16 protein-coding genes and 1 pseudogene are annotated in these 18,079 nt (G+C 71.9%); 7 read left to right on the forward strand and 10 right to left on the reverse strand.

All coding sequences use genetic code 11. From position 1 onward, the window contains the following. Positions 1-407: 407 nt before the first annotated feature. Positions 408-1,004: pseudogene (locus MED01_RS02185) on the reverse strand (NADH-quinone oxidoreductase subunit C); the annotation flags it as partial. Between the two features lie 105 nt (positions 1,005-1,109). On the opposite strand from MED01_RS02185, the gene MED01_RS02190 reads away from it, so the two are divergent. Next, positions 1,110-2,156: a glucose 1-dehydrogenase gene (locus tag MED01_RS02190; RefSeq protein WP_238666871.1), complete on the forward strand. Its 1,047-nt coding sequence runs from the start codon at positions 1,110-1,112 to the stop codon at positions 2,154-2,156. A gap of 16 nt (positions 2,157-2,172) precedes the next feature. Here the strand turns inward: MED01_RS02190 and MED01_RS02195 are convergent, their stop codons facing one another. Both MED01_RS02195 and MED01_RS02200 read right to left on the reverse strand, forming a co-directional pair. After that, positions 2,173-3,489, reverse strand: coding sequence for a DUF2252 domain-containing protein (locus tag MED01_RS02195; RefSeq protein ID WP_238666872.1), 1,317 nt, complete (start codon positions 3,487-3,489; stop codon positions 2,173-2,175). Between the two features lie 50 nt (positions 3,490-3,539). Beyond that, positions 3,540-4,121: an NADH-quinone oxidoreductase subunit B gene (locus MED01_RS02200; RefSeq protein WP_112620697.1), complete on the reverse strand. Its 582-nt coding sequence runs from the start codon at positions 4,119-4,121 to the stop codon at positions 3,540-3,542. A 195-nt stretch (positions 4,122-4,316) separates the two neighbouring features. On the opposite strand from MED01_RS02200, the gene MED01_RS02205 reads away from it, so the two are divergent. The 4 genes from MED01_RS02205 (at position 4,317) to MED01_RS02220 (ending at position 8,104) form a co-directional block, all read left to right on the forward strand. After that, positions 4,317-4,877: an RNA polymerase sigma factor gene (locus tag MED01_RS02205; protein ID WP_372493559.1), complete on the forward strand. Its 561-nt coding sequence runs from the start codon at positions 4,317-4,319 to the stop codon at positions 4,875-4,877. Then, entirely contained in the window at positions 4,870-6,069 is a 1,200-nt protein-coding gene (locus MED01_RS02210) for a hypothetical protein (protein ID WP_238666873.1), read from the forward strand. The genes MED01_RS02205 and MED01_RS02210 overlap by 8 nt, the downstream gene beginning before the upstream one ends. Positions 6,070-6,339: 270 nt before the next feature. Next, on the forward strand, positions 6,340-6,906 hold the full coding sequence (locus tag MED01_RS02215) for a sigma-70 family RNA polymerase sigma factor (protein ID WP_238666874.1): 567 nt from the start codon (positions 6,340-6,342) through the stop codon (positions 6,904-6,906). Then, on the forward strand, positions 6,899-8,104 hold the full coding sequence (locus MED01_RS02220) for a hypothetical protein (RefSeq protein WP_238666875.1): 1,206 nt from the start codon (positions 6,899-6,901) through the stop codon (positions 8,102-8,104). Before MED01_RS02215 ends, MED01_RS02220 begins: the two co-directional genes overlap by 8 nt. Positions 8,105-8,158: 54 nt before the next feature. Here the strand turns inward: MED01_RS02220 and MED01_RS02225 are convergent, their stop codons facing one another. Genes MED01_RS02225 through MED01_RS02235 form a run of 3 tightly spaced genes read right to left on the reverse strand, consistent with a single transcriptional unit; the run spans position 8,159 to position 11,427 of the window. Further along, positions 8,159-9,667 (reverse strand): pyridoxal phosphate-dependent decarboxylase family protein, encoded by a 1,509-nt coding sequence (locus MED01_RS02225; RefSeq protein WP_238666876.1) that lies wholly within the window; start codon positions 9,665-9,667, stop codon positions 8,159-8,161. Between the two features lie 27 nt (positions 9,668-9,694). Continuing rightward, on the reverse strand, positions 9,695-11,080 hold the full coding sequence (locus MED01_RS02230; protein WP_238666877.1) for an MFS transporter: 1,386 nt from the start codon (positions 11,078-11,080) through the stop codon (positions 9,695-9,697). Between the two features lie 32 nt (positions 11,081-11,112). Then, complete coding sequence (locus tag MED01_RS02235; protein WP_238666878.1) at positions 11,113-11,427, reverse strand: MGMT family protein; 315 nt, start codon at positions 11,425-11,427, stop codon at positions 11,113-11,115. 61 nt (positions 11,428-11,488) lie between these two features. Between MED01_RS02235 and proB the strand changes: the two genes are divergently transcribed. Both proB and MED01_RS02245 read left to right on the forward strand, forming a co-directional pair. Continuing rightward, positions 11,489-12,598, forward strand: coding sequence for a glutamate 5-kinase (proB, locus tag MED01_RS02240; RefSeq protein WP_238666879.1), 1,110 nt, complete (start codon positions 11,489-11,491; stop codon positions 12,596-12,598). A gap of 37 nt (positions 12,599-12,635) precedes the next feature. Next, positions 12,636-13,877, forward strand: coding sequence for a glutamate-5-semialdehyde dehydrogenase (locus MED01_RS02245; RefSeq protein WP_238666880.1), 1,242 nt, complete (start codon positions 12,636-12,638; stop codon positions 13,875-13,877). A gap of 106 nt (positions 13,878-13,983) precedes the next feature. On the opposite strand, the gene MED01_RS02250 is transcribed toward MED01_RS02245, so the two are convergent. From MED01_RS02250 to MED01_RS02265, 4 genes are all read right to left on the reverse strand, one after another. Further along, positions 13,984-14,871 (reverse strand): prenyltransferase/squalene oxidase repeat-containing protein, encoded by an 888-nt coding sequence (locus MED01_RS02250; protein WP_238667155.1) that lies wholly within the window; start codon positions 14,869-14,871, stop codon positions 13,984-13,986. Between the two features lie 129 nt (positions 14,872-15,000). Further along, complete coding sequence (gene moeZ / locus MED01_RS02255) at positions 15,001-16,182, reverse strand: adenylyltransferase/sulfurtransferase MoeZ (RefSeq protein WP_238666881.1); 1,182 nt, start codon at positions 16,180-16,182, stop codon at positions 15,001-15,003. A 123-nt stretch (positions 16,183-16,305) separates the two neighbouring features. Next, entirely contained in the window at positions 16,306-17,127 is an 822-nt protein-coding gene (locus tag MED01_RS02260; RefSeq protein WP_238666882.1) for a DUF3152 domain-containing protein, read from the reverse strand. A gap of 104 nt (positions 17,128-17,231) precedes the next feature. Continuing rightward, the gene (locus tag MED01_RS02265; RefSeq protein ID WP_238666883.1) at positions 17,232-18,077 is read right to left on the reverse strand and encodes a DUF3152 domain-containing protein; all 846 of its coding nucleotides are present in this window, start codon (positions 18,075-18,077) and stop codon (positions 17,232-17,234) included. Positions 18,078-18,079 lie beyond the last annotated feature (2 nt).

Raw genomic sequence — 18,079 nt, forward strand, 5'->3', positions numbered from 1 at the left:
GGCCGGGCGCACCGCGCCACGCCAGGCACGGCCTCGGCAGCCGGACCAACACCGGGCACGGCCTCGGCAGCCGGACCAACAGCGGACACGGTCTCGGTGGCCGGGCCAACGCCGGACACGGTCTCGGCAGCCGGGCCAACGCCGGACACGGTCTCGGCAGCCGGGCCAACGCCGGACACGGTCTCGGCAGCCGGGCCAACGCCGGGCACGGTCTCGGCGGCCGGGCCCGCGCCGGGTTGGTCAGATGCGGCCGAGCCTGCGTCGGGCGCAGGCTGGTCGGCAGGGGTCGGGCCGTCGGTGGCGCCGGCCGGTCGGGGAGTACGCGCCGGACGTGCCCCCGGGGCGGGCCGCGCCGGACGCTCACGGGCCGGCCTGGCCGGGGTGCCGCCACGCGGGCCCTCCCCCACCCCACCGGCGCCGGCCGGGGTGGGCGTGGGCCCCCACTCGCCCGGAGCGGGAACGCCCGGCGGGCGGATCGGTCGACGTCCGCCGCCGGCCTCGGACTCGCCCGGCTCCTTCGCGCCCGGCCAGGGCTTGGCCACCCGGGAAGCCAGCACGAACTCCTTACGCAGCGGGTGACCCTCGAACTCCGGTGGCAGCAGCAGCGGCAGCAGTTCCCCGTGCCCGGCGAAGTCGATGCCGAACATCTCGTGCGTCTCCCGCTCGTGCCAGGCGGCACCGGGGTAGACGTCGACTACCGAGGCGACAGTGGGCGCGCCGCGCGGCAACCGGGTACGCAGCAGCAGGCCGTGACGCAGTCGCGTCGACCAGAGGTGCGCCACCACGTCGAAGCCCTCGGCCAGCTCGTCGACGGCGGAGAGCCAGTCGAAGAAGTCGCAGGCCAGCTCGGTGTCGTCGCGGGCGGCGGAAACCGCTGTCAGCCAACTCGCGGGTGGCACGTCGACTGTGGCCCGAGCGAAACGTTGCCCGCCGGAGACCGACGGGGTCGCCTCGACCGGCGCGAGCAGCGCGACCAGTCGAGCGCCGACCTCTTCGGGAGTCATGCCGCTGATCCTAGTGCCGGCCGGGCCCGCACCTGGCCGCCACCGATGCCCAGCGATCTGCCGGCTTTGGGCGCGGCGCACGCCTCGGCGGGGAAAGATGAGGGCGTGCGCGCTGTGACGGTAAGACCAGGGGTCGCCAACTCGCTGAGCCTCGTCGAGGATCAGCCGGAGCCGGCTGCCGAGGAGGGCTCTGTCCTGGTCGAGGCGCTGGCGGTGGGGATCTGCGGCACCGACCACGAGATCATCGCCGGGGAGTACGGCGAGGCGCCGCCGGGTGCCGACCGCCTGGTCATCGGGCACGAGTCACTGGGCCGGGTGATCGAGGACTCCAGCGGCACCCTGCAACCCGGTGACCTGGTGGCGGGGATCGTCCGGTACCCCGACCCGGTGCCCTGCTCGAACTGCGCGGTCGGCGAGTGGGACATGTGCCGCAACGGTCGGTACACCGAGCACGGCATCAAGGGACTGGCCGGGTTCGCCAGGGACCGCTGGCGGGTCGAGCCGCGGTTCGCTGTCGCGCTCGACCCGACGCTGGCCCAGGTGGGCGTGCTGTTGGAGCCGACAAGTGTGGTGGCGAAGGCGTGGGACCACATCGAGCGGATCGGGCACCGGGCCGAGTGGCAGCCGCAGACCGTCCTGGTGACCGGGGCCGGGCCGATCGGTCTGCTGGCCGCGTTGCTCGGCACCCAGCGTGGGCTCACCGTCCACGTGCTGGACCGGAACACCGAGGGGCCGAAGCCGGAGCTGGTCGCCGGGCTCGGCGCCACCTACCACACGGTGCCGGTCAACGACCTGCCCTTCGAGCCGGACGTGGTGATCGAGTGCACCGGCGCTCCCACAGTGGTCCTCGACGTCATGTGCAAGGCGGCCCCCACCGGGATCGTCTGCCTGGCGGGGGTGTCCAGCGGTGGCCGGAGCATCGACTTCGACGCCGGGGCGCTGAATCGGGCGCTGGTGCTGGAGAACAACGTGGTGTTCGGCTCGGTGAACGCCAACCGACGACACTGGAACATGGCCGCGCAGGCGCTCGCCCGCGCCGACCAGGTCTGGCTGGAGTCGCTGATCACCCGACGGGTGCCGGTGAACAGGTACGCCGACGCGTACACCCCCGGACCGGACGACATCAAGGTGGTGCTGGAGTTCGCGTCCTGAGCGACGCCGCGCCCGATCAGATGCCCGGCAGTCGACCGTTGCGGAACAGGTCGACGAAGAGCTGATGGTCCTGGCGGGCGCGCACCCCGTACGCGTGCGCGAAATCCACAAGGTGGTCGACGAATCCCGACTCGTCGGCGTCCACCGCCGCGACGATCGCCTCCTCGGTGGAGTAGTCCACCAGGTCGTGGCTTGACTCATCGTCGGCGACCGAGTGCATCCGGGCGACGGCCCGGCCAAGGTCGACGAGAACCCCGGTCAGCTCCTCCGGCTCGTTCACGTCCGACCAGTCCAGATCGGCGGCGTACGGGGAGACCTCGGCGACCAGCTGACCGGCCCCGTTCAGCTCGGTGAAGCCCAGCCACGGGTCGGCGTGCGCCTGCAACGCCCGCTGCGACTCGGCGGTCCGGTGCCCCTGGTGTTGGAAGTAGCCGCGGACCGTCTCGTCGGTGACGTACCGCGCCACCGCCGGCACCTGCGCCTGCTTCATGTAGATGACGACGTCGTTCTCCAACGCCTGGGTGTGCCCCTCCAGCAGCAGGTTGTACGACGGCAGCCCGGCCGAGCCGATGCCGACCCCCTTGCGCAGCACCACGTCCTTGATCCGGGCCGCCACCGGGCGCAGCTGCGTCGACGCGGTTGGCAGGGTGCCCAGGTAGTCCTGGAAGGCGGCGCTGACCAGGTCCCGGGTGGCGTCGTCGATTTCGAAGACCCCGTCGCCGATGGAGAAACGTCGCTCGTAGTTGTCAATTGTGGTCTGCGCGGCGAGCAGGTCCACGCGGGTGTTGAGCCGGGCCCGTTGGAGCACCCGGCGCAGCACCCCGTCGGCGTTGTCCAGGGTGATCGAGCCGATCGCGTCGTCACCACCGGCGGCGATGGCCCGCAGCTCGGTCAGGTACGACCGGGCGAACCCGGCCACCAGCTCCCCGATCGCCGTGTCGGAGAGCGCCTTGCCGTAACCGAGCAGCGCCACGCTGGCCGCGAGCCGGCGCAGGTCCCAGGTGAACGGCCCGACGTACGCCTCGTCGAAGTCGTTGACGTTGAACACGAGCTGCCCGGAGGCGTTCATGTAGGTGCCGAAGTTCTCCGCGTGCAGGTCGCCGTGGATCCACACCCGGCTGGTCTGCTCGTCGGAGAACCGGTCGTCGGCGAAGTCGCCGAGCTGGTCGGCGTAGAACAGCGCGGCGCTGCCCCGGTAGAAGGCGAACGGCGACGCCGCCATCTTGCGGAACTTGCGGCGGAAGGCGGCCGGGTCGATCGCCATCGACGCGCCGAACTCGTCGGTGAGCACATCGACGATGTGGGTGGACCGTTGGTCCGCTGAGCTGCTCATAGTGCGCAGGCTAGTGCGGCGGGTCCACAACAGGGTGGTGACTCACGCTGTCAGGTCGCGGTGGGTGGGCGTACCGGCGGAGCGGTGAGCGAGTCGACCGAGCGCGGGGCGGCGGCCTCGCGGGGCGGAGCGTCCAACGGCGCGGCCAACACGTCCCGTTGCGGCACACCCCCGATGCCGGACTGCTCGGCGGCGATCTTCTCCTGCAGGCGCAGGATGCCGTGCAGCAGCGCCTCCGGCCGGGGCGGGCAGCCGGGCACGTACACGTCGACCGGGATGAGCTGGTCGACGCCCTTGGTCACCGAGTACGAATCCCAGTAGGGGCCGCCACAGTTGGAGCAGGCGCCGAACGAGATGACGTACTTCGGCTCGGGCATCTGATCGTAGAGCCGCTTGATCGCCGGGGCCATCTTGTCGGTCACGGTGCCGGAGACCACCATCAGGTCGGCCTGGCGGGGGCCGTGGGCGAACGGGATCACGCCGAGTCGGATGAAGTCGTGCCGTCCCATGCTGGTGGCGATGAACTCGATGGCACAGCAGGCCAGACCGAAGTTGAAAACCCAGAGCGAGTAGCGACGGCCCCAGTTCAGCACAAACCGGATCGGCTCCCCGAGCACTGCCGGTAGCTGCACGACCGCCCCCTCTCCTCACCGACAGTGAATCACAGACGACGTCCGTGCGGTCCGGCGGTGATCGGCGCGAGGGGTCCACCAACTGTCCCGGAGCCGACAAGGATCGGCAGCGACTGACGCGCAACCTACTGGCGCGCTCGCTTGTGTGACCGGTGCTGGCGAACACACCGCCCGCAGCCGCCACGGGGAGGACGAGTGCTTGTGACACGAGATGTGCGGGAGGGCGGACGCCCGCCGGACCTGCCGGGAGGCGCAACCTCCACACCAGCGGAGCTGGTCTTCGACGACTTCTACCACGCCCACTTCCGGGGGCTGGTGGTGCAGTTGACCGCGTACACGGGTGACCGTGGGCAGGCGCAGGAACTGGTTCAGGAGGCTTTCTGTCGGGCGTACGCCCGCTGGGACCAGCTCGTCGGTTACCAGGACCCGCTGGCCTGGGTCCGTCGGGTCGCCTGGAACCTCGGCCACAACCGCTGGCGGCGGCTGCGGACCGCGCAACTGTGGCTGCTGCGGCAACGGGAGACACACGTGGCCGAGCCGAACCCTGACCGGGTCGCTGTCGACGCCGCCCTGGCGAAACTGCCGCCGAAGCAGCGGCGGGCCGTCGTGCTGCATTACCTCGCCGACCTGACGGTCGCCGAGATCGCCGCCCAGGAACAGGTAGCCGAGGGGACTGTCAAGTCCTGGCTGCACCGGGGCCGGGCCGCTCTCGCCACACTTCTGCGCGACACAAACGAGGAGGTGCGAGATGTCTGAGCAGGAGGTTCTCGACCTCGCCGAAGAGTTCGCCCGATACCGCCGCAGCGCGCTGCCGGAGGTCGAGGCACCGGGGCCGGCCGCCGTTCGGCGGACGGTACGAGGCCGCAGCCGACGACGGCTGGCTGCCACTGCCACGACGGCGCTCGCCCTGTTCGGCGGATCGGCCGTCGGGTACGCGGCGATGAGCGGCAATGAGCACCGGCCCGGCCCGGTCGAGCCGACGCCGAGCGTGTCGGTGTCGCCGACGCCACCGCCGAGTTCAACCCCCAGCCCCGCCGGGACCAGTGCCAGCCCGACCACGACAGTGCCGGACGGCCGGTTCAGCCGGGCACAGTTGCTGGGGGTGCCTGTGACAGTGCCGGCGTGGCGGGCCGGTCGAGGCTGCCCGACGTCGCAGACCCGGCTTACCGCCGATGCCCGGGAAGGCGCGAACTGGCTCCTGGCGCTCGACCACGGCGACATCGACGGGGACGGCGCGGTGGAGACGGTGGCTCTCGTGCAGTGCGTACTGGGCACCCGCGGGCCGATGCAGGTGGTCGCCTTCGACAGGGACAAGGAAGGAAAGGTGACGACTGTCGGCCGGGTGGTAGCGACCACAATCGACAAGCCGCAGTGGCTGTTCGCGCTGGATGTGGTGGGCGACGGCACGGTCCGCGTTCAGGTCGGTGACATCGCTCCCGGGGGCGGTTGGCCAGCCGAGTGGTCACAGCGGCAGTGGCGGGGCTACCGCTGGAAGGGCGACGCCTTCGCCCAGGTCTCCGGGCCGACGAGCTTCGGCACCAACAAGCACGATGTCAACCTGGTCGTCACCTCGACTGATCTGACGCTGACCGACGCATCGGACGGCTCCCGGACCGGCACTGTGACAGTACGCATCCGCAACGGAGCCACGGGTCCGGCCGCCTATGTGGCGTTGCGGCTCGGCCTGCCGGCGGCGATCCGCCCGGACGGCGACGGATGGGCGGCCTGCCGCAACGACCCGGAATCGACCGGTGAGCCGGTCACCTGTGATCTGAATCGGCTCGAAGGGGGCAAGGAACGCCGGCTCACGCTGGGCTTCCGGGTGGCGGCGGGTGCCACCGTCGGAACCGGGAAGGCCGAGGTGGACGTCCGGCCGATGGACGCCAGCTTCGACTTCGTCGAGGAGGTCTACGACCCCGACAACACCGTCGTGATCACGTACCGCTGACCGGCGTCGGTGGCGCGGCGTCGAGCAGCGTGTCCACCGGCGTCATCCGCCCCGGCGGTGGTCCGCGTCCGACCCCGCCTCGCCACTCAGTCCCCCATACGACAGTCGAACCACAGCGTCGGGCTGCAACCCCGAGACCCGTTCGGAGCTTCTAAGGGGGTACGGCACGCCGAGCAGGAGCGCCGACGTCGGGGAGCACGGGAACGACCCCGATGAGCGAGTGGTACGACCGCCTCGGGTACGGGCCCGACGGCGAACGGGGGAGGGGCAGTGACAGTGATGACGGGAGCCCGTGCCAACGAGCCACCGGGGGCGATTGCCGCGAGGGGCGGGGAGCGCACCACGACTGTGAGCTTCGACGACTTCTACCACGCGCACTTTCGCAACGTGACCAGCCAACTGGGCGCCTACGTGGGCGACCTCTCACAGGCCCAGGACCTCGCGCAGGAGGCGTTCTGCCGGGCCCTGGCCCGGTGGGACCGGCTGGCCCGGTACGACGATCCGGTCGCCTGGGTCCGGCAGGTCGCCTGGAGCCTCGCCCGGAGCCGGTGGCGGCGGCTCCGGACCGCGCGCGACCACCTGCTCCGGCAGCGGCGGGCCGAGGCCACGATGGCCGGGCCGACGCCCGATCGGGTGGCGATCGACGCCGCGCTGGCCCAACTGCCCGCCCACCACCGGCGGGCAGTCATCCTGCACTACCTCGCCGATCTGCCGGTCACTGAGATAGCGAGTCAGGAGGGGGTGGCCGAGGGCACCGTCAAGTCGTGGCTGCACCGCGGCCGGGCAGCGTTGGCGGGGCTGCTCGACGAGGGCACCGAGGGGATGGGCAATGTCTGACGTCGACCCGCGGCTACGGGAACGGTTCGCTGCGTACCGCGCCGAGACGATCTCCCAGATCGCAGGTCCGGGACCTGACCAGGCACGGCGTACCCTTCGTCGGCGTCGGCAGGCGAAGGCTGTGACGGTGGCCGTGACGGCGATCGTCCTGGCGGTCGCACCGATCGTCGCCAACGCCGCCCTGCGAAATGACGGATCGGTTCCGACGCCGGCACAGACCGGCGAGCCGACCACACCGCCGCCGAGTGCTCCCGCACCGACGCCGTCGACCCCGTTGACGCCCAGCACCACCACGACCACGAGTCCGGCCGCGCCGGACGGCCGGATCAGCCGCGCCCAGCTGCTGGCCGCCCGCGTCGACCTGCCGGCCTGGCCCTCGTACGCGCGGAACTGCGCCACCTCGGACGTTCGGCTGCGGCCGCCGACGCACACCATGGGTGTGCCGGCACTGGAGGACCTGGACCTGAACTACACCGACCTGGACAGCGATGGCGCGACCGAGACGGTCGCCCTGCTCAGCTGTCCGATCGGCGAGGCCTCGGCGAAACAGCTCGTGGCGTTCGACCGCGACGGGCACGGCCGGATCGTGACCATGGCCCGGGTCATCGGCACGGCCGAAGGGCTCGACGACATCACCGACGCCGCCGTCACAGAGGACGGGAAGGTGCGGGCTCAGGTGGCCGACCTCCAGCCCTGCTGCTCGATGCCGAGCTACTGGGCGCAGAACCAGTGGCGGACGTACCGCTGGCACGACGGCCGGTTCACCCAGAGCGACGGGCCGAGGTCCTTCGGCACTGACCCGCGGCTGACCGACCTGGTGCTGACCGGTGGCGACCTCGTACTCGGGCCGGCCGGCACCGACGGGAAGCGTCCGGGCATCCTGAGCCTGAGCCTGAGCAACACGGGGCCGGTGGACGTGGCGCACGTCGGCTTCGCCGGAATTGACCAGATCGGGGCGATGAGCAAGGCCGACTCGTCGATCTGCGTGCCGTGGCGGGGAGGCGACGAGTCGGGGGCCACCTGCCGCACAGCCGGCCTGCGGGCCGGGGAGCGCCGGGCGTACACGTTCCACCTGCTCGTCGATCCGACAGCGCTGAACCGACCCAGCGTTCGGGTGGTGCACTTCGACGACCAGGACCGGCGCTGGCAGGACCTGACCCGCACCAACAACTTCGTGGAGGTGCGGGTGGCTCCGTGATCCGGCCAACGGGCCCGGCGGCCGGTACCGACCGCCGGGCCCGTTGCCGCGCTGTCAGCTCGGCGCCCAGCTGGGGCGTTGCAGCAGACTGACGAATTCGACGAGCAACCGCTCGCGCAGCGCCGACGGCGCGGCGTCGAGCAGTGTGTTCACCAGCGCCATCCGCTCCGGCAGCGGTGCCGCGTCCGACCCCGCCTCGCCGCTCAGGCCCAGCCCGGCGGCCAGGCCGACGATCAGGTCCGGGGTCAGCGCCTCGGGGGTCAGCGCGCCGACAAGGGTTGCCAGCTCGGCGGGCAGCCGCACCGGGCCGGCGGCCATGGCCGCGGCCGCCGCCTCGGCCAGGTCCGGCCCGAACTCGGCTACCCGGGGGGCGACAGCGGCGGTCACGGTGAGGTGCACGCTGGCGGGCAGGCCGTCGTACGACAGCTGGGGTTGGGTGTGCCAGCCGCGCGCGGTCAGCTCGTCGACCAGGACGAACAGGTCGGGGCCGCCCTCGGTGGCGGTGAAGCAGACGACAGTCGACTCCGGTTCGGCCATCAGCCGCAAGCCGTCGACGGCCCGGACCGCGTCGGCCAGACCGACGACCGCGTCCCTGGTGATCGCGGCCAGCCGCAGGTAGCCGTCGTCGCCGACGTGCCGCACAGTGGCGTACGCGGCGGCGATCGGACCGCCCGAGCGGGTGGACGCGATAACCGGGTTGATCATGGTGTAGCCGGGCCAGTCGGCGTACGCGAAGTACTGCGGGGCGCGCAGCGTGGCGTCGCGGTGCAGGAGCACCGACACCCCCTTCGGGGCGTACGCGTACTTGTGCAGGTCGACCGAGATGGAGGTGACCCCGGGCACCGCGAAGTCGAACGGCGGCACCGGCTCCCCCAGACGGCGCAGGTACGGCAGGGTCCAGCCGCCGAAGCAGGCGTCCACGTGGCAGCGCACCCCGGCCTCGGCCGCGGCGGCGGCGATCTGCGTGACGGGGTCCACCACCCCGTGCGCGTACGACGGCGCGGAGCAGGCGACCAGCACCGTCTCCGGGCGGATCGCGGCGGCCATCGCGGCCGGGTCGGGGCGCAGCGTCTCTGGGGAGACGGGTACGACGTCCAGCGCCACCCGCAGGTAGTGCGCCGCCTTGGCGAACGCCGCGTGCGCGCTCGACGGCACCACGATCCGGGGTGCGGCGATCTCCGGGTGGGCGTCCCGGGCGGTCTTGACGGCGAGGATCAGCGACTCGGTGCCGCCGCTGGTGACGCTGCCGACGACGTCCGGGGCGGTGGTCCCGGGGCCGGCGCCCAGCACCCGGCCGGCGGCGGCGACGAGCGCGTTCTCCATGGCCAGCAGGGACGGGAACGCGGTCGGGTCCAAGCCGTTGACGTGCGCGCTCTCCCGGTGGGCGGCGGCGGCCAGCTCGTCCAGCCCGGGCACCGCCGGGTCGTAGACGTACGCGAACAGCCGCCCCCCGTGGGTGGGCGCGTCACTCGCCCGCAGCTCCCGCACCTCGTCAAGAACCCGTTCCGCCGGAACCCCGGTGGCGGAAAGCGCCCCAGCCTCAACCCTGTTCTCGTCGATCATGGAGTCATGGTGCCCTTCTCGTGACGGTCAACGGCTTTCGTCCCCCAGCACAACTCCATGGTCGACCCGGTCGCTCTGGGCGGTGAGGGTGTACCTGCGGAGCAGGAGGATCGGAGGGGCGATCAGCAGGGCCGGGATCAGCGTAAAACCGAGGAGGACACCCAGTCTCGCCGTGTCCGACTGGGCCGCCGCCGAGCCGGTGTCGGAGGACACGTAGCCGGAGAGCTGGAGCACCAGTCCGTAGATTCCCGGGCCGAGCGCCAGACCGAAGGTCTCCCCGGCGGTCCACAGCCCGGTGAAGACGCCCGCCTGCCGTCGGCCGGTACGCGCCGTCTCGTGCGCGATGCAGTCCGGCAACATGGCCAGTGCGAAGACCTGCTGTCCGGCGTACCCCACGCCGATCAGCGCCACCACGAGATAGACAGCCACCGCCGGCAGCACCGGCGCGGCGACCAGGGCGAACGCCCCGACGGCGAGGATCAGCGAGGCGACGACCAGCGCGGTGCGCTTGCCCAGCCGGGCACCGATCCGGCTCCAGATCGGCATCACCAGCAGCGCCGGCCCGACGAAGCAGACGAAGAGCAGTGTCGGCCCGCTCTCCTCGTCGCGCAGGATCTGCCCGGCGAAGTAGTTGACCCCGGCCAGGATCGTGGCCACCCCGGCGGACTGCACCACGAAGCAGATCAGCAGTGCCCGGAACGGACGGTTGGCACCGGCCACGGCGAGTTGGGCGCGTAGCGTCGGCTCGCTCTCGCCCACAGTGCCGGTCGGCGCGGACCGGGTGCCCAGGAACGCGCCGAGGGCGCCGAGGGCGATCAGCACCGCCACGAACAGGCCCATCCAGCGGTGTCCGGCCACGCCGTCGCCACCGGCGCTCACCACCAGCGGCGCGACAGCGCCGGAGACCAGGATGGCCAACGCCAGTACCGCGATCCGCCAGGTCATCAACCGGGTGCGCTCGGCGTAGTCGCCTGTCAGCTCCGCCGGCATCGCCACGTACGGCACCTGGAAGAAGGCGAACGCGGTGGCGGTGGCGAGGAAGGCGAAGGCCACGTACGCCACGGCCGCCGGACCGTTACCGAAGGGCGCGGCGAAGATCGACGCGAACAGGACGGCGAGCGCGAGGCCGGCGACGAGCAGGTACGGCCGGCGGGCACCCCACCGCGACCGGGTCCGGTCGGAGATCCGCCCGGCGACCGGGTTGACCAGCACGTCCCATGCCTTGGGCAGCAACACCAGCAGGGCGGCCAGCCCGGCGGCCACGCCCAGGGTGTCGGTCAGGTACGGCAGCAGCAGCAGGCCGGGCACTGTGCCGAACGCTCCGGTCGCCAGTGAACCGAGCGCGTAGCCGGCGTGCACCGAGCGGGGCAGCGAGCCGGTGGCTGATGAGCCGGCGCCCGGCGGCGTTTTCATGGGGCCGAATGTTACTCACGTTTGAACGGCGGTCACATCCCCTCATCAGGCGACCAACCCGCCGCCCCGATGTCCACGCCCTCACCGCGCAGCGGCACTCCCTCGGCCCGCAGCCGGGCCCGGGCCTCGCGCTCGTGACCCGGCGGCAGTCGACCACTCGCGGTCACCACCCGATGCCAGGGCACCGAGCCGCCGTGCCGGGCCATGATGTTGCCGACCAACCGGGCCGAGGCACGTCCGGAACGCTCGGACAGCGCGTCGGCCACCCCGCCGTACGACATGACCCGGCCCTCCGGGATCCGCTCGACCAAGTCGAGCACCGCCTCGACGTACTCGTCTGGAGTCACAATCCGCCACCATATGGGAAGGCCGCCGGGCGGTGCGGCCGTGACCACGCAGAATGGTCGGGTGCGCGACGCAGTCACGACGGCCCGGCGGGTCGTCGTCAAGATCGGATCCTCCTCGTTGACCACCGCCACCGGCGGGTTGGCCGACGAGCGCGTCGACACGCTGGTCGACACCCTCGGTCGGCTCACCGCCGAAGGGCGCGAGGTGGTGCTGGTCTCCTCCGGCGCCATCGCCGCCGGGCTCGCCCCGCTCGGGCTGTCCCGACGCCCGCGCGACCTGGCCACCCAGCAGGCCGCCGCCAGCGTCGGGCAGGGGCTTCTGATCGGCAGGTACGCGGCCAGCTTCGCCCGGCACGGCCGCACCGTCGGGCAGGTGCTGCTCACAGTCGACGACGTGACCCGGCGAGCGCACTACCGCAACGCGTACCGGACGCTACGCAAGCTGCTCGACCTGCGGGCGGTGCCGATCGTCAACGAGAACGACACGGTGGCCACCCAGGAGATCCGGTTCGGCGACAACGATCGGCTGGCCGCCCTGGTGGCCGCGCTGGTGCACGCCGACCTGCTGGTGCTCCTCTCCGACGTGGACGCGCTCTGGACCGGTGACCCCGCCAACCCGCGCTCGACCCGGATCGCCGAGGTGCGCGACGAAGCGGACCTCGCCGGCATCACCATCGGCGGGGCCGGCCGGTCCGGCGTCGGCACCGGTGGCATGGTGACCAAGGTCGAGGCCGCGAGGATCGCCACCGGCTTCGGCATCCCGGTGGTGCTCACCGCCGCCGACCTGGCCACGGAGGCGCTGGCCGGCGAACCGGTCGGCACGCTCTTCCACCCGCAGCGGCGACGCCCGACGGCCCGGCTGTTCTGGCTGGCCCACGCCACCTCACCCCGGGGGCGGCTGCACCTCGACCCGGGCGCGGTCGCCGCCGTCGTCGGGCGGCGCAAGTCGCTGCTCCCGGCCGGCATCACAGCCGTGGACGGCACTTTCACGGCCGGCGACCCGGTGGACCTGGTGGACACCGCCGGCGCATCGGTCGCCCGAGGGCTTGTCAACTACGACGCGGTGGAGCTACCCGGGCTGCTCGGCCGCTCCACGTCCGAACTCGCCGCGGCGCTCGGCCCGGCGTACGAACGAGAGGTCGTCCACCGCGACGACCTGGTGCTGCTGTGAACCGAGGACCTTCCCACACCATCTGAGGAGTGCCGGCATGAGCGTTACCGAGCAGGCGCGACGGGCGAGGGACGCCGCCGCGGAGTTGGCAGTGGCCACGCGTACGGTCAAGGACGCCGCGCTGGTGGCGATGGCCGACGCGCTGGTGGCGCGTACCCCGGAGATCCTGACCGCGAACGAGACGGACCTGGCGGCTGGCCGTGAGGCCGGGCTGAGCGCGGCAGTGCTGGACCGGCTCGCGCTCGACGCGGGTCGGGTGGCCGGCATCGCCGACGCGCTGCGTGAGATGGCGGCGTTGCCCGACCCGGTCGGCGAGGTGGTCCGGGGGTCGACCCTCCCCAACGGCCTGGAGCTGCGTCAGATCCGGGTGCCGTTCGGGGTGGTCGGCATCATCTACGAGGCGCGGCCCAACGTGACGGTGGACGCCGCCGGGATCTGCCTCAAGTCCGGCAACGCGGCGCTGCTGCGCGGGTCGTCGTCGGCCGCGCACTCGAACGCCGCGCTGGTCGCGGTGCTGCGCGACGCGGTCGCCGGGGCCGGTCTGCCCGCCGACGCGGTGCAGTTGCTCGACGCCAGCTCCCGTGACTCGGTGAAGGAGCTGATGCGCGCCAGGGGTCTCGTCGACGTGCTCATTCCGCGCGGTGGCGCGTCGCTCATCCGGACCGTGGTCGAGGAGTCGACAGTGCCGGTGATCGAGACCGGGGTGGGCAACTGCCACGTCTACGTCGATGCCGCCGCCGACCTGGCGAAGGCCGTGGCGGTGACGCTGAACGCCAAGACGCAACGCCTGTCCACCTGCAACACCGCCGAGTCGCTGCTGGTGCACGCGGGCATCGCTGACGCGTTCCTGCCGTTGGTGCTGGCCGCGTTCGCCGAGGCGGGGGTGACAGTGCACGGCTCTCCCGCTGTGGCCGCCCACTCCGCCGCGGTGGTCCCGGCGACCGACGAGGACTACGCCACCGAGTACCTGTCCGCCGACATCTCGGTGGCGGTGGTCGACTCGCTGGACGCGGCGGTCGCGCACATCCGCCGCTTCGGCACCGGGCACACCGAGGCGATCGTGACCGACTCGGCGAGCGCGGCCCGCGACTTCGTCGCGAGGGTGGACGCGGCGGCGGTGATGGTGAACGCTTCGACCCGGTTCACCGACGGCGGCGAGTTCGGCTTCGGGGCGGAGATCGGCATCTCCACCCAGAAGCTGCACGCTCGCGGTCCGATGGGCCTGCCCGAGCTGACCAGCACCAAGTACGTCGTCACCGGCGACGGGCACGTGCGCTAGAGCCAACCCCCACTTCCGCGATCTTGCATTTGCTGTCTCGACATAAGGGGCATGTGGCCGCAAATCCGTGACAGGAACTGCAAGATCGGCGAGGTGGGGCCCGGGGTCAGCCCGGCGGCGCGGGGCGGGCCGCCCGGATCGCGGCCAGCGTGGCGTGCACGTCGAACTGGTGGCCGTCCTCGCTCTCCCACCCGCCGTCGCTGCGCTGGGTCTCGGTCAGCCGGCGCAGCGCCCGCACCATGATCCAGTCCTGTGGGTCGACGCCGGCGCGGCGCAACGTGGCAGCCAGCCACGCCACGTCCCCGGGGGGCATCTTCGGCATCCGCTCGGCGAGCACCACCTGGATCCGGGCGGACTCCTGGAACATCTCCTGCCGGTGCAGCACGGCCGCGCTCAGCCAGCCCGCGGCGAGGTACGACGGCCAGCTACCGTCCGGGCGCAGCCGCACGGCGAGCGAGTGGGCAGCCGCCTGCACCACCCCGGCGTACGCCCCACCGACCCGATGGTCGAGCGGACCCGAGGCCCGGGCGTCCAGGCCAGCGACAGTGAGCCAGAAGCCGGCGTTGGCCGTCACGAGGAACCCGGCCTCCGGGTCGCCGGGACGGGCCCACTCCGGTGCCGAGTCGGCCAGCGACGCGTCCTCTTCCCAACCGCCGTCGGCCTGCTGCCGGGACGCCAGCCAGTCCAGGGCGCGGCGGGCGGCGGGACGGCCGAGCCCGCCCAGGTCGTCCAGCTCGACGAGCCGGAAGCAGGTGGCGTCGATCGAGGCGACCTCGCCGCCCCAGGTGGCCGGCCAGCCGCCGTCCGGCGACTGGCCGACCTCGGCCGTCTCCAGCAACTCGGCGGGCACGGCGGTGCCGTTGCGGAGCCAGGAGAGACGGGCGCGTTCCACCGCATCCCCATGCGCCACGACGAACCCGATCGCGGCTTCCAAGTCGACCACGGCGGAGACGCTACCTGCGCAGACGCGATGCCGCCTCGGAGAATCGGCCAGCCCGGAGTGGCTGCGTCGCTCCGGCGGGACGGCCGCTCGGCGTCATCTGCGTCGATTTGCCGGGGGCGGTCGCCTGGGCCACCCCGGCGCGGCGGCGTGGCCGCGCCAGGGCCGTCCCGGCTCGATCGGTCAGTACGCGGGCAGCGACGGGTCGATCTGCTTGATCCAGGAGAGCACGCCGCCCTGCACGTGCACGGCATCCTTGAAACCGGCCGCCTTGAGCGCGGCGAGCGCCTCCGCCGAGCGGACGCCGGACTTGCAGTGCAGCACGATCTGCCGGTCCTGCGGCAGCTTCGCGAGGGCCTCACCGGAGATGATGTCGCCCTTGGGGATCAGGGTGGCGCCGGGGATCCGGACGATCTCGTACTCGGCCGGCTCGCGTACGTCGACGAGGAAGATGTCCTTGCCGGCGTCCTGCCACTCCTTGAGCTCCAGGGCGGTGATGGTCGAGTCGAGCGTCGCCTCCTGGGCCTCCTCGGAGACCGCGCCGCAGAAGTCCTCGTAGTCTTCCAGCAGGTCGGTGACGGTCGGGTTGTCGCCGCAGAGCGCGCAGTTCGGGTCCTTGCGGACCTTGATCTTGCGGTATTCCATCTCCAGGGCGTCGTAGACCATCAGGCGGCCGACCAACGGCTCACCGATGCCGGCGAGCAGCTTGATCGCCTCGTTCACCTGGATCGAACCGATCGACGCGCAGAGCACTCCGAGCACGCCGCCCTCAGCGCAGGAGGGAACCATGCCGGGCGGCGGCGGCTCCGGGTAGAGGCAGCGGTAGCAGGGGCCGTGCTCGGCCCAGAACACCGACGCCTGGCCGTCGAAGCGGTAGATCGAGCCCCAGACGTACGGCTTACCCAGCAGCACCGCCGCGTCGTTCACCATGTAGCGGGTGGCGAAGTTGTCGGTGCCGTCGACGATCAGGTCGTACTGGGCGAAGATCTCGCGGACGTTCTCCCGGTCCAGCGCGGTGTTGTGGATCTCCACGTTGACCAGGGGGTTGATCTCGCGGATCGACGCGGCGGCGGACTCGGCCTTGGACCGGCCGACGTCGGACACGCCGTGGATGACCTGGCGCTGGAGGTTCGACTCGTCGACGGTGTCGAAGTCGATGATGCCGAGCGTGCCGACGCCCGCCGCAGCGAGGTACAAGAGGGCGGGCGACCCGAGGCCACCGGCACCGACACAGAGCACCCGGGCGTTCTTCAGCCGCTTCTGGCCGGTCACCCCGACGTCCGGAATGATCAAGTGACGTGAGTAGCGGCGGATCTCGTCTACGGTCAGCTCGGCGGCGGGCTCGACGAGCGGGGGCAACGACACGGTGGACTCCCCGGGATCGGCGGTGTGAACCGCGCCATTGTTGCTCGCGGGAGCCCTCCTCGGCCATGAGGGACGACACGTGGTCCGCTATGCGGGAGCGGGAATAACCGACGGCCCGCCAGATCAGGGGACGATGTCCCCCGCGTAACGACGACCGTCGAGGTACGGCCAGGCGTTGGCGACGCACCCTTGCAGGCCGTACGTCTGCTGCTGCATCACCGGGGCGGGCTCCCCCGGGCCGGGGCACGCCTCGTGCTCCTCGCCGAACTCGTGGCCCACCTCGTGGTTGATGACGTACGTCCGGTACGTGTCCAGCGAGGCGCCGTAGTCGGGGACCGCCTCCATCCAGCGGGCCAGGTTGATGATGACCTGACCGGGCAGACGACAGGAGGTGTAGCGCTCGGTGGTCAGGCCGCCCTCGGCGCACATCCGCTCGGACGTGACAGGGGTGGCCAGGTAGATGGTGAAGTCGGCGGCCCGGGCGTCGGCCACCCGTTGCACCCGCAGCTCATCGGACGCGATCCAACTGCGCGGGTCGGCCAGCACCTCGTCCACCGTGGCGGCGAACACCTCGGCGTCCTGGCCGGCGCCTCGTTCGACGACGACCCGGTACCGGTGCAGCGGTCCGTCCGTGCCGTGCACTGATGTCTCGCCGTCGGCTGCCGTGAAGCGTCCCGCTCCGACCGACGGATAGCCGGTGGGCGCGGGGTGCGCGGCCACCCCACCTCCGTGGCCCATGCCACCCTGCGTGGTGGCCGGAGGCTCGACCGACGGCTCGCCGCCCCGGCTCACCGTCACCCCGATGGCGGTTGCGAGCACGAGCAGGCCGAGCAGCATGCTGCGACGACGACGCCTGTGCATCCGGACGAACGCGGGACGCACGCCCTGCGACGCCGACCGGGGCTCGGGCGGCCGGGGCGGGCCGTAAGGGGACGACGGCGTCATGGGATCAAGCGTGCCAGATTATTCGGGCATTTCTCCGTTTTTATAGCTATTGCCGCAAGACGCCTGATGGAGGAGTCATTCGTCGGCGTGTCGGGCCAATCCACTCACAGCGCCGGACCGGTGTATCGACGCCCATTCAGGTACGGCCAGGGGTTGACCCGGCAGCCGTTGAGGAAGAGCGTCTGCTGCATCATCACCGGCGCGGGCCGGCCAGCGCCGGGACAGCGCTCGTGCCGATGCCCGAGCTGGTGGCCCACCTCATGGTTGACCACGTACGTCCGGTAGACAGCCAACGGCACACCGGCCGAGACGAAGTGCGGCACCGACAACCGCCACCGATCCAGGTTGATGATCACCTGGCCGGCTGCCCGACAGGACGTGTACGGGCGACCGCCGATCCGGATGTCCACCCCACCCTTCGCGCACATCCGACCCGCGGTACGGGCGGTCGCCAGGTAGACGGTGAAGTCCCGAGGCGCAGCCCCCGGCACCTGCTGCAACCGCAACCTGCCGCTGTCGACCCAACTGCCCGGCCCGGCGAGCGCCGCCTCAACCGCCTGGGCGAACCCGGTGACGCCCTCGGCACTGCCCGACTCCACAGCGACCCGGTAACGCCGCAGCTCACCCGCCCGACCCAGCACTGGGCCGGAGCGGGCGTCGTAGCCGAACCCGCCAGTACCGGCGCTCGGGACCGCGCCGGGCACCCGCAACACCGGGGCCGGGCTGGACGGAACCGCGGCAGAGGGCGACGGGTCGGGCGGCAGCGGCCCAGCCACCAGCGGCGGCGGGCCGATCTCCTCGGCGGCCAACCGGTCAGCGCCGGGACGCCCACCCGGCCCCTCGGCGATCACGGTCACCACCGCACCGACGGCCACCACCACCGCCACCAGTTGGGCGAACAGCGCGAAACGTCGCCGACGGCGAGCAGGATGGCGGGCTGAGCTGGGCATCC

Source organism: Micromonospora alfalfae (genome assembly GCF_022230925.1).
Lineage (GTDB): Bacteria > Actinomycetota > Actinomycetes > Mycobacteriales > Micromonosporaceae > Micromonospora > Micromonospora alfalfae.

Excerpts from the sequence above, each read along its gene's own strand:
- MED01_RS02245 (WP_238666880.1), top strand. The coding sequence starts at position 12,636 with ATGAGCGTTACCGAGCAGGCGCGACGGGCGAGGGACGCCGCCGCGGAG.
- MED01_RS02265 (WP_238666883.1), bottom strand. The coding sequence starts at position 18,077 with ATGCCCAGCTCAGCCCGCCATCCTGCTCGCCGTCGGCGACGTTTCGCG.
- MED01_RS02230 (WP_238666877.1), bottom strand. The coding sequence starts at position 11,080 with ATGAAAACGCCGCCGGGCGCCGGCTCATCAGCCACCGGCTCGCTGCCC.
- MED01_RS02220 (WP_238666875.1), top strand. The coding sequence starts at position 6,899 with ATGTCTGACGTCGACCCGCGGCTACGGGAACGGTTCGCTGCGTACCGC.
- MED01_RS02260 (WP_238666882.1), bottom strand. The coding sequence starts at position 17,127 with ATGACGCCGTCGTCCCCTTACGGCCCGCCCCGGCCGCCCGAGCCCCGG.
- MED01_RS02195 (WP_238666872.1), bottom strand. The coding sequence starts at position 3,489 with ATGAGCAGCTCAGCGGACCAACGGTCCACCCACATCGTCGATGTGCTC.
- MED01_RS02210 (WP_238666873.1), top strand. The coding sequence starts at position 4,870 with ATGTCTGAGCAGGAGGTTCTCGACCTCGCCGAAGAGTTCGCCCGATAC.
- MED01_RS02225 (WP_238666876.1), bottom strand. The coding sequence starts at position 9,667 with ATGATCGACGAGAACAGGGTTGAGGCTGGGGCGCTTTCCGCCACCGGG.